Source organism: Aeoliella mucimassa (genome assembly GCF_007748035.1).
GTDB classification, from domain to species: Bacteria; Planctomycetota; Planctomycetia; order Pirellulales; family Lacipirellulaceae; genus Aeoliella; species Aeoliella mucimassa.
Genome location: NZ_CP036278.1, coordinates 3,072,159 through 3,085,337, shown reverse-complemented (window position 1 = coordinate 3,085,337; position 13,179 = coordinate 3,072,159). Strand labels below are relative to the sequence as shown.

Here is a 13,179-nt window from a genome sequence, read left to right as displayed (position 1 = left end):
TAAACGTCCAAGCACATTGCTATGCGACCGCAATTCAGCATCGCAGTACTACTTGTGCTCATGGTCGTGGTTGCCATGCTGGCGACCCTCGCCCGATGGGTGGGGGTGTTTACCATCGCCATCATTTACGTAATGACGCCTACGCTGCTCGGCATGTTCCTCGGCCTGATGGATTGGGCCTCGCAACGCGACCAGCTCCGAGCGTTTCGCCGCGGACTGATCGCGGTGTTCGCCGTGGCGACACTGGCCGTCGTTGTACTGGGAGCATTATTCACAGGCAGCGGGGTCGTATGTTTATTGATTTCCCACGTACTCGTAACCGCAGTTTTATGGGTGGTTCAGTACACGGTCGTGATCGCTAGTATGGAGTAAGCACACGAACCACAGCCAAAGTTTGACAGACACAACCCACCTGCATTAGGCTTACGGCTATCCCTGCCTGACGCAGGGAATTTTCGCACCGATCATTGGGGAGCATACTCATGCGTTTTCGCCCTACTTGCATTCTGTTGGCCGCGGCCATGTTTCTGGCCCCTACCGCAGCACTCAAAGCTCAGCAGCCAGTCATCAGCCGTTCGTTTGTCTCGAACAAGTCCGTTGCGGCTGTTTCGCTTCGCCCTCAGCAGATGCTGAAGAACCCTGCGAACGCGTTGCTGCCGATCGAAGTCGCCAAGGCGGCTGGCGAGAAATACCTAGGCATGGACGCTGCCCACATTGAACAGGCGGTATGCGTGATCGAGCCCCCGCTCGGCCCCCAGTTCTTCTACGCCCTGTTCCTCAAAGCCGACCAGCCATGGGATCTGGAAAAGCTAGCTCCCGAAATCACCGAACATACGGAGCCCGGCGAGATTCTCGGGCGCAAGTGCCTGGTGAGCATCGATCCTGCTGGTCCCTGCTTCATCGTGCTTAAGGAAACGACGCTCATTGCGGCCTCGCATGGGATGTTACTCAAGTTGATGGATCCCAACGTGGAGAAAGAAGATACGGTGCTCACGAAGCTACTCGCTGGGCATACAACGAACGACGACCTGTACGTGGCGGTCGATATGGAAGGCCTGCGGCCGCTGATCAGCCTCGGCATGTTCCAAGCGGCGTCGCAAGTGCCTCCAGAACTGCAGAAGTTCTTCAACATTCCCATGTTGCTGCAATCGGGCGAATTAACAGCCACCCTCGATGGCAGCTTGCCATCGCGACTTGCCTTTCACGCGGCATCCGAGACCGAGGCCTCGCAAGTCAGCCAGTTGCTCGCTGAGGGTAAAGAACAAATCAAAGCTCAAATGCTCGCCGAAATGCAAGACTCGCTTGCCCAAATGCGTCAGAGCGGCGATCCGGTTCAATCGGCCATGGCCGACTACACCGAGCGAGTCTCTGGGGTGTACCTTGATTTGTTCCAGCCCAAGCAACAGGGCAACACGTTTATGATGTTCGACTCGCAGCAGGCCGGCGGAGCCCAGGTCGGCGCGGTCGCGGTGATTGGCATTCTCGTCGCCTTGCTGCTACCAGCGGTGCAAGCCGGTCGTGAAGCCGCACGTCGCAACGCTTCGATGAACAACCTCAAGCAACTCGACCTGGCTCTGTTGAACTACGAGAGCGTCAGAAAAGAATATCCGGCCCACGCGATCTACAGCCAAGAGGGCAAACCTCTATTGAGCTGGCGGGTAGCGATTCTTCCTTACCTTGAGGGGGGAGATGGCCTTTACCAACAATTCCACCTGGATGAGCCATGGGATAGCGATCACAACAAGCAGCTGATTCCGCTGATGCCCGCAGTGTTTTCCAGCCCCAGTTCCATCCTCGATCCCTCAAAAGGAAAGACGAACTACGTTGCACCTGTTGGGGAAGGGTTTGTGTTTGATGGAACGCAGAAGGCAACGCGGACCAGGGACGTATCGGATGGCACTTCCATGACTGTGATTCTGCTCGAAACTTCCGACGAGGCAGCAGTCACCTGGACGAAACCAGCGGACTGGTCGTACGACACAGAGAATCCGCTGAAGGGGCTGATCGGCTTGCGTCCGGGCGTATTTCTCGCCGCGTTTTGCGATGGTCACGTTTCCGCCATCGACGAAATGATCGATACCGAATTCTTCAAGGCAATCCTCACCAAGTCTGGCGGCGAACAGGTTAACGCCCCCTAAGCTCACGAAGTGGTTTCAGGAAGCAGATCTCCACTGCAAACCAATAGCACCCGTTCGGCATGGGGCTTTAAGCCAACTGGCGATTCGGACATACTGGTTGGTTCGCCATCAGAATTCACCGTAAGCCGAGAGATTACTTATGCCTTTAGTTGTTGTTGGTTCCGTTGCCATTGATAATATCGAGACCCCCACAGCCCGCCGGGACAACTGCCTGGGAGGTTCCGCTACGCACTTTTCCTACGCAGCGAGCTTCTTTACCACGGTCCGCCTGGTCGGAGTAGTAGGCGAAGACTGGCCCGCAGAGCATACCGAATTGCTCTCGAATCGCGGCGTCGATGTCACTGGACTGTCGCAGGTATCTGGCGGCAAGACCTTCACCTGGACAGGTCGCTACGAACCCAACATGAACGACCGCGAGACCCTGGAGGTCGAGCTCAACGTGTTCGGTGAGTTTGATCCCGTGTTGCCAGAAGCCTATCGCAACGCAAAATACGTGTTCCTAGCCAACGGTGTGCCCGGCGTACAGATGAAAGTGCTGAGCCAGGTGCCAGGCCGACGCTTGGCCGTAGCCGACACGATGGACCTGTGGATTCAAACCCAACGCGACGACCTCGACGCCTTGCTGCAAGAACTCGACGGGTTGGTGCTAAACGACAGCGAAGCAAAGCTGATCACAGGCACCGAAAACCTGGTAGAAGCAGGCCATAAGGTCCGCGCAATGGGTCCGAAATTCGTGGTCATCAAGAAGGGCGAGCACGGAGCGATGTTCTTCAGCGAACACGAAACCTACGTGATGCCCGCCTACCCCACGCCCGACGTGGTCGATCCCACCGGTGCAGGCGACAGTTTCGCTGGCGGCATGATGGGCTACCTGACCGAGCAAGACAACTTCGATCCATCGACTCTCAAGCGGGCCATGGCCTATGGTACCTTGACCGCGAGCTTCAATGTCGAAGGATTCGGCCTGGAACGGATGCAACAGATCACTCGCGAAGATATCGATCGTCGAATGGTCGAGTTCGAGAAGATGCTGAGCTTCTAGCGACTCGCCTGGCAACTCTCCTCTGCGGCGGTTTGGGCGCGATGCATCATCGCAGCTCAATGGCGTCGTCATGCTTGAAACACCGAACCGATGGCAAAAGTCCGAACGTTTATCGCGGTCGCTCCAGGTCCCGAAGTCGTTGAGCGGGCAGAGCGAGCGTTGATGCGATTGCGCCGCCTGGCCGACAACGTAAAGTGGGTGGAGCGTTCCAATTTGCATTGGACGCTCCACTTCCTCGGCGAATTGGACGACCAGGAAGTGTATGACGTTTGCAAGGCTGCGGAACGCGCGGCCGGTGAAGTAGAGGCCTTTAGCATGATTGCTGAAGGGGTCGGAGCTTTTCCGTCGAACAGCCGACCGCGCACGCTTTGGCTCGGTGCCGGAGAAGGGGGCGACGGGTTAGTCGACCTGCACGCGAAACTCGAAGAGCAACTTCGCCCGCTTGGCTTCCGAGGCGAAACGCGCAAGTACGTGCCGCATTTGACCCTCGGCAGGGCAGGGCGGTCACTGCGCCCCGCCGAGTCGGTGGCCTTGGCAGAAGATCTTGCCAAGCTCACCGACTTCGAAGGAGGCAGTCAAACAGTAGAAGAACTTATCGTGTACGCTAGCCGACTTCGCCGCGAAGGCCCGGAATACGCCGCCTTGGCGACCATTCCGCTGTCATAGCACGTCGAAGTTAGATGCGAAGACTGCTTAGCTATAGGGATTCGACTTGGTCGCGTCACGCACCACTGGCTCCAATTCCTTGGTATTACGTTCCACACCAAGAATGATCGTCCGCTGCTCGACCCCATCGGGGTCGGAAGCCACGACCGGCACTACTTGCCGACGATCGGGCAGGTGCATCCGCACGGCAAATGTTCCATCGGGACGGAGCTTTACCGGCTCACCTTCCACGGTTACATGCGCGCGCGGAGTGGTCGCCCCGTAGATGACGAGTTCGGCGTCAATTGCGAAACTCAGCTCTTCGCGATCGCCTTGCATGCCGTTGGCACCGTTGCCGAAACGGGTTTCGGTGGGGCGTCCCATTCGGCGCTGTAGTCGCTCTTCAAGCAACTGCTGCAGCTCCATGCTGGTACCTTCGGCGGAGTAGCCGCCGCTCATAGCGAAGATGCGATCGGCATTCTCAGCCACGTCTCCCCAACTGCCATTCACTGCGTCGGCCGAGCCAGGTACCGGAGTGGCCACCTTGCTGCTACGGCACAGACAGTAGAATGTTTCGTTGTCGCCGCGGTAGCCGAGTTCGGCACGGAATTGACTTGGTGGTTCATCGACATCGATATACCAGTGATTCACGCCGCCGTGGATCTCTACCTCGCGATAGAGCGCCGAGCTGCCATCTTCCAACACCCGGTAGACACGCAGGGTGGGTTTGGCGCCGTGCCAGTTGTGTCCTAAGGCGGTCCGAGCACGTTCCACGCTCGACGGGCGAACTTCCCAGTGGGCTTGCAACCAATAAGCATCGCGAACCATCAAGACAACTCGGTCTTCTTCTTGTCCGTTTTGCTCTCGGTCGCCAGAGATGTTTTTCATGTTCGAAAGTCGCGAACGAAGGGCTTCGATTCGCGATTTCGCCCGCCGCTGAGCGGGTGTTAGCCGCGCGGCCATTGCTCCATTGGTACTACTCTTCTTAGGCGTCGGAGGCTCAAGCTCCTCGCCGCGCCGCTTCCGTCGGCGGGCTGCCTTGGCGAGTGCATCGATCAGTTCCTCTTTACGCATGGAGTGCCAGCCCGTGACTCCTTCCTTTTTAGCCATCTGGGCGAGATCCTTGCACGTGTAAGTGCGTAATGTCGCTGCGGTCATATCTGCCTTGCTCGCTTAAGCTGAGCGTGAATAGGGCGGGTAGGTAGCAGGCCCGTAGTCACGCGATAGGTGGGACGGTGAAGTGGATGCGGGTAACACCGGCGTGGGACACGTCCCCAAGCAAAGCCCCCAATCCGCCATGCACGCCAGTCACCACCGCAACGACTGGATGCCTAAGTGTTAGAGAGTGGCCTTCCATCGGACGAGTAAGAATCCCTCCGCCGTGTACTTCTCATATTATCCGAATATGCGGTAAAACACAAGAAAATCGATCGCAACTGTCGTCATAACACGTTGCAGCATATAGCTTTACAAAAACTTTTCCGCTAGCAGAGCAGGTCGCTGCGAGGGGTGACTCAGCTACCAATTTCCGGGACTGTGAGTGCTCCACAGACCGCGGCAACTCGCATTTGCAGGCCTCCATCTGGACATTCGTCAATCGCCCTAAGTGATTATTTCCAAACACCTTAGGAATAGAAAAAGGTATTTGTGAAAAAATTCACAAATAGGACCCTCCGGGCGTTGACGCTTTATTTCACCACATTTAAACTGCTTGCACACAAGGACTTGGGGCTGATTCACCTTAACAGGTGACCCACCTCAATAACTGCAAGTTGTTTGCTGAAGGTGGTTTACGGTCGAAGAGCACTCCCACGAGCCCTCCGAAGAACCAGACGACTCCCTTCCCAGCTCTCCAATGGTAGTCGCCTACCTGTGGGCTAGCCGAGTACTGACTGTCTCGCTGGAGATGGTACTCCCCGGAGTGGGGGGACTTTGGTTAGATGGGAAGCTGGAGACCACCCCGTTGTTTACGGTGGTAGGGTTCAGCGGTGGCCTGGCCTTGGGCATGTGGCACTTACTGACTGTTACCCGAGCGTCGGCAACTGAACGCAAACAGAAACGTTAGTCCCTGAAGTGGCACCATGCCTCGTAGTGCGGTGGTTTGGCTGGTTGGCTGCCTGGCGATACTCGCCGTGTTGCTGCCGATTGGCACCTGGAGAGGGGATGCCATTGCCGGGCGCGCCATGCTTGCCGGTGTTGGAGTGTCGTTGTTTACCACAGCGGCCTGCATCGCCACGGTTAGCCTTGCCCGATGGAAACAACAACCGCTCAACCGCATGTTGCTTGAAACATGCTTGCGGATGGCACTACCAGTTAGCTTTTTGTTGGCGTTAGCGATTACGAGAAGACACTTACTAGACAACACCTACCTGCTGTACTTCCTTCCGTTTCAGTTCCTGACCATCTATGCCGGCACGGTGGGAGCAATCGGAAGCATCCCAACCAAACCGAGCAAACCGTCAGACAAATAGCGTCTGAGGCAAACGGAGTTGCACCTCCCGGACCGAATTCGACCTTATGGCCAGTCACGACCCGCTCAGCCCGGAAACACTGTTCGAACACGTCCAAGATGCGGACTCGTTCCACTTTCCGCGCGCGTTCGCACCTGCACATCACGGTCACTTCGATATCCCGCAGCCCTTCAATCTTCATCAGCCATTATGGGAGATGAAGTCGGGCAACGCGATGCTCGACAGCATTGTGTTCCCGCTCGACCTGAAACTCACCAAGTTCATGGTGCTCGAGTTGATTGCTGCAGTGCTAATCGCGATCTTCTTCATTGGACTCGCGACCAAGATTCGCTACGGGGGACTCCCCAAAGGCCGCCTGTGGAACATGCTCGAAGCGATGATTTTGTTCATCCGCGATAATGTTGCCCGCCCCTGCATCGGCAAAGACGATGCAGATCGTTACGTGCCATTTCTGCTAACGATGTTCTTTTTCATCCTCGGCTGCAACCTGCTGGGAATGATCCCTTGGATGGGGTCGCCCACCGGAGCGTTTGCCGTGACCGCTGCACTAGCGTTGATGACATTCATCGTCACCGTTGGTACTGGTATCCAGAAGTTTGGCTTCATGGGATTTCTTAAATCTCAAGTGCCACACATGGATCTACCAGGGCCGATTGGACCACCGATGAAGTTCGGCATCTTCCTGATCGAAATGCTTGGCTTGTGCGTCAAACACGCGGTGCTTTCCATTCGTTTGTTAGCGAACATGTTTGCCGGTCATATCGTGCTGGCTGTGATCGTGGCGTTCATTGCGGCCACTGCTAATACACTGTTTTTCTGGGGTGTGATGCCTGCCAGTATTCTGGGAGCCACCGCCATAAGTTTGCTTGAGTTATTCGTCGCCTTTTTGCAGGCATACGTTTTTGTCTTCCTTGCGTCGCTGTTTATCGGCGCCGCCGTTCATCCACACTAGTCGCACTGTATGCGACACGAACACAAGTTTTACAGGAGATTCCTAACGTGGCTAAAACGCTTCGCATGATGATGTTGCTGGCAATGCTCGGTCTGGTAGCAGCCCCCGCTTTCGCTCAAGGCGATGGTGAGGAAACCGAAACCACCACCCTGACTGAAGAAACAACCGACGCCGAAACTCCGGTGGTTGAAGAGGAAGTCGCAGCTGAAGGCCTGATGCTGAATAAGCTTGGTGCTGGCATTGGTGCTGGTATCGTGCTGCTCGGTGTTGGCTTCGGTATCGGTCGCATCGGTGGCCAGGCTGTCGAAGGCATGTCGCGTCAGCCCGAAGTCGCTGGCAACATCCAAACTGCCATGATTATTGCCGCCGCTCTGATCGAAGGTGCCGGCTTCTTCGCCTTGGTGGTCTGTCTGTTGGCCTAACTGCGTCTGGTACGTTCTCACCTGCGAGACCTACAACGCATGTTTGAAGGGATAACTATGTCTGCGTTGCAACCGTTTGTCCGGTGGCTAATGCTGGGCTGCATGCTGGTCGCTGTGACTGGCGCTGCCAGCCTGGCAATTGGTGCCGAGCACCCCTCCGACGAAGCGGCATCGGCCGCTTCGCACGAGGCGACCACGCACGGCGAAGCGCCCGAACCGGTGCTTAACCCGCTCGTGTTCGACCCCGACTTGGCTATCTATACGGCGATTATCTTCGCGGTATTGCTGGCAGTGCTATGGAAGTTTGCCTGGGGCCCTATCACCGAAGCACTTGATGCTCGTGAAAAGGCCGTAGCCGACAACATCGCTGCTGCAGAAGCCAAGCACGAGGAAGCGAAAGGGTTGCTCGCAGCACACGAAGCCCGCCTGGCTACTGCCAAGGAAGAAGTTCGCGAGATGTTGGAAGAGGCTCGCCGTGATGCGGAAGCCACGAAGTCGCAGATTCTCAGCGAAGCGGAAGCTGCGGCTAAATCGCGTCACGATCGAGCTGTTCGCGACATCGAACAAGCCCGCGACAGTGCCGTACGAACGCTGGCCGAAACCAGCGCCAACTTGGCGGTCGACTTGGCCGGCAAGGTAATTGCCCAGAACCTTTCGACCGATCAACAGGCCGAACTGGTTCGCGAAGCAACTACCAAGCTGGCCAATACGTCGCCTAGCAATAACTAGATGGATTGAACTGCTGGCTGCTGGCTGGCTTCCTTGTTACCAAGTGAACTGGTGATGTCTTCACCCTACTCAACAAACATCGAAAGTGCCGAAGCCATCGTGGACGTTGGCCAGGAGCAACTCGCCCGCACGTACGCCAAGGCGTTTCTGTCGGCTACCGAATCGATGGACCAGGCCGCCCTGGTTGAAGAGTTAGATTCGCTGGTGACCGATGTGCTCAAGAAGTTCCCCGAGTTTAACTATCACCTGACTTCCGACTTTCTCTCGCACGACGAGAGAGTGAAGTTGATTGATGGTGTCCTGGGGGGCCGGGCATCGGCACCTGTCGTGAATCTACTGAAGACCCTATCGCAGAACCACCGCAACGGCTCGTTGCACACGGTGCTGCACGCCATTCACAAGCTCTACGGGGAAACCATCGGCCGCCACGAAGTTCGTGTTTATGTGCCGCAAGCACTCGACGCGAAACAGCAGGCCGACCTCAGTGAAGTATTGAAGAATCGATTTGGCATGGAGGCGGAATTCCATGTTCATATCGATCCCTCTTTGATCGGTGGATTGATCGTTCAGATTGGCGACACGGTTTTCGATGGTTCAGTACGAACCACGCTCGAACGTGCTCGCCACCATATGCTTGAGCATGCGATTGAAGCCATCGAAACCAATCCTCAGCGGTTTGCTGCGGACTAAGCCGGCTGCGAACCTTGCAGCTCGGCAGTCCTATAACATAATCAACGACCATAACTTCCATTTGCGTCAAGCGAATGCTGGAGCCTCCCAAAGATGAAATTCAATAGTGACGAAATCGCGTCAGTCATTAAGGCACAGATTGCCAACTACGACTCGCAGCTCGATGTTCGCGACGTCGGCCGTGTGCTGGAAGTGGGCGACGGTATCGCCCAGGTCTATGGCCTGAGCGGCGTGATGGCTGGCGAAATGGTCGAGTTTCAAAATGGGGTGAACGGACTTGCCTTCAACCTCGAAGAAAACTCGGTTGGTGTGATTATTCTCGGAAACTATTTGGACATCTCCGAGGGAGAAGAAGTTCGCAGTACAGGTCAACTGCTGAGCGTCCCCGTCGGCGATGGACTGCTCGGCCGGGTGGTCGATCCGTTGGGAAACCCGCTCGACGGCAAGGGACCGATCAACACCACCAAGCGTCGCCCTGTGGAAGTGATTGCCACTGGTGTTGCTGAGCGTCAGCCCGTGTGCGAGCCGATGCAAACCGGTATCAAAGCGATCGACGCCATGACCCCGATTGGTCGTGGTCAACGTGAGTTGATCATCGGCGACCGCAAGACCGGCAAGACCGCCGTGGCGATCGACGCCATCATCAACCAACGCGACAGCGGCGTGAAGTGCTTCTACGTTGCTGTTGGTCAGAAAGAGTCGACCGTCGCCGGCGTGATCGAGAAGCTCCGCGAATCGGGTGCGATGGACTACACCACCGTGATTGTCGCTGGTGCAAGCGATCCTGCCCCGCTGCAATACATTGCCCCTTACTCGGGCACCGCGATGGCCGAAGAATACATGTTCGACGGCCAGCACGCTTTGATTGTTTACGACGACCTCAGCAAGCAGGCGGTTGCTTACCGTCAGCTTTCGTTGCTCATGCGTCGTCCCCCCGGACGCGAAGCGTTCCCAGGCGACGTGTTCTACTGCCACAGCCGTTTGCTGGAACGTTCGGCCAAGCTGTCGGATGCCCTGGGTGGTGGTTCGCTGACCTCGCTGCCGATTATCGAAACGCTCGAAGGCGAAGTGTCGGCCTATATTCCAACGAACGTGATTTCGATCACCGACGGTCAGATCTACCTGCAACCCGACCTGTTCTTTGCTGGCGTGAAGCCTGCTATGAACGCTGGTATTTCGGTGTCTCGTGTGGGTGGTGCTGCTCAGATCAAGGCCATGAAGAAAGTGGCCGGCGGTCTGCGTCTCGACTTGGCCGCCTTCCGCGAACTCGAAGCGTTCGCCCAGCTCGGTACCGAACTCGACCCCGCCACTCAAGCCCGTCTCGACCGCGGCTATCGCATGGTCGAACTGCTAAAGCAGGGTCAGTACCAACCGATGAACGTGATTGACGAAGTGCTCGTCATTTACGCAGGCACGAAGGGGCACCTCGACAAGATCGATGTGAATCTCGTTGCCGATTGGGAAAACGACTTCGTCAAGTTCATGAGCGACCAGAAGCCAGAGGTTCGCAATGCTCTGGTCGAGCGTCAAGCGATGGACGACGACATTGTCGAGATGATCGAAGCATCGATCAAAGAGTTCCAAGGACAGTGGGAGTCGAAGCACGCCTAACCCAAACGGAAAGGCTCGCTTTGCTACCTCTCTCGACTCGGCAACCTCAACCGCAACCCTACTTTGATTCATGGCTAACCCTCGCGAACTCGACAAACGGCGCAAGTCGATCAAGAACATCCGCAAGATTACGCGGACCATGGAATTGATCGCGACGGCCCGGTTCCGCAAAGCGATGGACCGCGCTCACGCCGCCACGGCCTACACTAACCAGATCATGAAGCTGGTTCGGGATCTCGTGAACGCTGGTGTGTCGGTCGAACATCCCTTGCTCGAGCAGCGGGAAGAGACCAAGAACGCTGCGATTCTGGTGCTGTCGGCCAATCGAGGGTTCTGCGGCGGCTTCAACGGCAACGTTACCCGCGCGGGTGTGCAACACTACAAATTGCTGAAAGAACAGATCAGCAACGTGCGTGTCGAGGTCAGCGGCAAGCGTGGGATGAACGGCTTCAAACAGGCCCGCATCGACCTGGCTCAAAGCTACACGCAGTTCGAGGATCGCCCGAGCTACGACGAAGTCGAGATGATTGCCAATCGCTACCTCGAGGAGTACGCAGCTGGCAAGCTCGATCGCTTGGACGTGGTGTACACCTCGTTCGAGAGCGCCTCGAAGCAAGTCGTCACCATCGAAACGCTCCTTCCACTGGGGGGACTCGAAACCGGCGGCGACGAACCCGCGGAAGCAGCCAGCTCGACGCTCTACGATTTCCTTCCCTCGCCCGAGAGTATCTTGGAAGAAGTCGTACCCACGAGCTTCCGCATTAAGCTGTTCAAGTGCTTCCTCGACACGGCCGTAAGCGAGCAAATCTCCCGCATGGTTGCGATGAAGGGAGCCACCGAGAATGCTGGCGAACTGATCAAACAGCTCAGCATGCAATACAACCGCGCCCGCCAGGGTCGAATTACTTCGGAACTGATGGACCTAATCGGCGGCGTCGAAGCCCTGAGCTAAGCCCCGGTCACCCCCCATCAGTCCACAATACAAATCACATTTTACTTCTGCTAACTAACAAAAAGCATTATGTCCACAGCCACGGGAAACATCGGTCACATCACTCAGGTTATCGGTTCGACCTTCGACGTGGAGTTCGATGAAGATAAGCTGCCGGCCATCTACAACGCCTTGAAGATCGAAGCCGATAACAAAGGTGTAAAGATCAACCTCACCGGCGAAGTGCAACAGCACCTCGGTGGTGGCCGCGTTCGGTGCATCGCACTGGGATCGACCGACGGCCTGATTCGTGGCCAAGAATGCGTCGACACCGGAAAGCCTGTGAGCGTTCCCGTAGGCGAAGCCACCCTCGGCCGCGTGTTCAACGTGCTTGGCGAGCCTGTCGATGGCCGTGGCGAAGTGGCGGCCGACGAAATCTGGCCCATTCACCGCGAAGCCCCTGAGCTGAAAGACCTCGCTACCAAGACCGAGGTGTTTGAAACCGGTATTAAAGTGATCGACTTGCTCACCCCCTTCGTGCGTGGTGGTAAGGCAGGTCTGTTCGGTGGTGCTGGTCTGGGTAAGACCGTTATTCTCACCGAGCTGATTGCTCGTATCGCCACCCAGCATGGTGGTTACTCGGTGTTCGCCGGCGTGGGCGAACGCACCCGTGAGGGTACCGACCTGTGGCTCGAAATGCAGGAAGCCAAGATTGGTAACACCGGCAAGAGCGTGATTGACCAAACCTGCATGGTTTTCGGTCAGATGAACGAGCCGCCAGGATCGCGTCTTCGCGTTGCCCTCTCGGCACTGACCATGGCCGAATACTTCCGCGACAAGTCGGGCGCCGACACGCTGCTGTTCGTCGACAACATCTTCCGCTTCTCGCAAGCGGGTAGCGAAGTATCCGCGCTGCTCGGACGTATGCCTTCGGCCGTGGGTTACCAACCGACCCTGGCCAGCGAAATGGGTGCCTTGCAGGAACGTATTGCTTCGACCAGCAAGGGTGCTATTACCTCGGTGCAAGCGGTTTACGTCCCTGCGGACGATCCCACCGACCCGGCCCCTGCAACTGCGTTCGGTCAGCTCGACGCGTTCATCTACCTGGAACGTTCGATCTCGGAAAAGGGTATTTATCCGGCCGTGGATCCGCTGGCTTCTTCGAGCCGTATTCTCGACCCTCAGTACGTTGGCGACCGCCACTACAACTGTGCCCGTCGCGTGCAAACCACCCTGCAACGTTATCGCGAACTGCAAGATATCATCGCGATTCTCGGTGTCGAAGAACTCTCCGAAGAAGATCGCCAAGTGGTGCATCGCGCCCGCCGTATCGAGCGATTCCTGTCGCAACCGTTCTACGTCGCTGAGGTATTTACCGGTAAGTCGGGTGAGTTCACCACCATCGACGACACCATTCGTAGCTTCGAAGAGATCTGCGACGGTAAATGGGATCACTTGTCCGAAGAATCCTTCATGTATGTCGGCCCAATTGAACAAGCAGAAGAGCAGTGGAAGAAGTCGCAGAAGTAAACGATAGGATAAGGTGCT

The 13,179-nt window shown here is 56.6% G+C and carries 14 protein-coding genes; 13 read left to right on the top strand and 1 reads right to left on the bottom strand.

All coding sequences use genetic code 11. The annotated features are described in order from the left end of the window. Positions 1-21: 21 nt before the first annotated feature. The 4 genes from Pan181_RS12425 (at position 22) to thpR (ending at position 3,846) form a co-directional block, all read left to right on the top strand. Positions 22-372, top strand: a complete 351-nt coding sequence (locus Pan181_RS12425) for a hypothetical protein (RefSeq protein ID WP_145247138.1) — start codon at positions 22-24, stop codon at positions 370-372. Between the two features lie 110 nt (positions 373-482). Next, positions 483-2,138: a DUF1559 domain-containing protein gene (locus Pan181_RS12420; RefSeq protein WP_145247137.1), complete on the top strand. Its 1,656-nt coding sequence runs from the start codon at positions 483-485 to the stop codon at positions 2,136-2,138. A 139-nt stretch (positions 2,139-2,277) separates the two neighbouring features. Beyond that, positions 2,278-3,180: a PfkB family carbohydrate kinase gene (locus Pan181_RS12415; RefSeq protein ID WP_145247136.1), complete on the top strand. Its 903-nt coding sequence runs from the start codon at positions 2,278-2,280 to the stop codon at positions 3,178-3,180. 90 nt (positions 3,181-3,270) lie between these two features. Beyond that, entirely contained in the window at positions 3,271-3,846 is a 576-nt protein-coding gene (gene thpR, locus Pan181_RS12410) for an RNA 2',3'-cyclic phosphodiesterase (protein ID WP_145247135.1), read from the top strand. Positions 3,847-3,873: 27 nt separating this feature from the next. Here thpR and Pan181_RS12405 read toward each other — a convergent pair whose 3' ends face one another. After that, positions 3,874-4,983, bottom strand: a complete 1,110-nt coding sequence (locus tag Pan181_RS12405; RefSeq protein WP_145247134.1) for a DUF4912 domain-containing protein — start codon at positions 4,981-4,983, stop codon at positions 3,874-3,876. Positions 4,984-5,680: 697 nt separating this feature from the next. Between Pan181_RS12405 and Pan181_RS27030 the strand changes: the two genes are divergently transcribed. The 9 genes from Pan181_RS27030 (at position 5,681) to atpD (ending at position 13,161) form a co-directional block, all read left to right on the top strand. After that, positions 5,681-5,890: an AtpZ/AtpI family protein gene (locus Pan181_RS27030; protein ID WP_145247133.1), complete on the top strand. Its 210-nt coding sequence runs from the start codon at positions 5,681-5,683 to the stop codon at positions 5,888-5,890. Between the two features lie 16 nt (positions 5,891-5,906). After that, positions 5,907-6,296, top strand: a complete 390-nt coding sequence (locus Pan181_RS12395) for a hypothetical protein (protein WP_145247132.1) — start codon at positions 5,907-5,909, stop codon at positions 6,294-6,296. 46 nt (positions 6,297-6,342) lie between these two features. After that, on the top strand, positions 6,343-7,248 hold the full coding sequence (gene atpB, locus Pan181_RS12390; protein ID WP_145247131.1) for a F0F1 ATP synthase subunit A: 906 nt from the start codon (positions 6,343-6,345) through the stop codon (positions 7,246-7,248). Positions 7,249-7,295: 47 nt separating this feature from the next. Then, entirely contained in the window at positions 7,296-7,670 is a 375-nt protein-coding gene (gene atpE, locus Pan181_RS26785; RefSeq protein WP_261342252.1) for an ATP synthase F0 subunit C, read from the top strand. 57 nt (positions 7,671-7,727) lie between these two features. Next, positions 7,728-8,399, top strand: coding sequence for a F0F1 ATP synthase subunit B (atpF, locus tag Pan181_RS12380; protein ID WP_197529211.1), 672 nt, complete (start codon positions 7,728-7,730; stop codon positions 8,397-8,399). A gap of 54 nt (positions 8,400-8,453) precedes the next feature. After that, a complete protein-coding gene (atpH, locus tag Pan181_RS12375; RefSeq protein ID WP_145247129.1) occupies positions 8,454-9,089 on the top strand; it encodes an ATP synthase F1 subunit delta in 636 nt (211 codons plus the stop codon). Positions 9,090-9,182: 93 nt separating this feature from the next. Beyond that, positions 9,183-10,700 (top strand): F0F1 ATP synthase subunit alpha, encoded by a 1,518-nt coding sequence (atpA, locus tag Pan181_RS12370; RefSeq protein WP_145247128.1) that lies wholly within the window; start codon positions 9,183-9,185, stop codon positions 10,698-10,700. 70 nt (positions 10,701-10,770) lie between these two features. Beyond that, the gene (atpG, locus tag Pan181_RS12365) at positions 10,771-11,652 is read left to right on the top strand and encodes an ATP synthase F1 subunit gamma (protein WP_145247127.1); all 882 of its coding nucleotides are present in this window, start codon (positions 10,771-10,773) and stop codon (positions 11,650-11,652) included. Positions 11,653-11,721: 69 nt separating this feature from the next. Continuing rightward, positions 11,722-13,161, top strand: coding sequence for a F0F1 ATP synthase subunit beta (gene atpD / locus Pan181_RS12360; RefSeq protein WP_145247126.1), 1,440 nt, complete (start codon positions 11,722-11,724; stop codon positions 13,159-13,161). Positions 13,162-13,179: the final 18 nt, after the last annotated feature.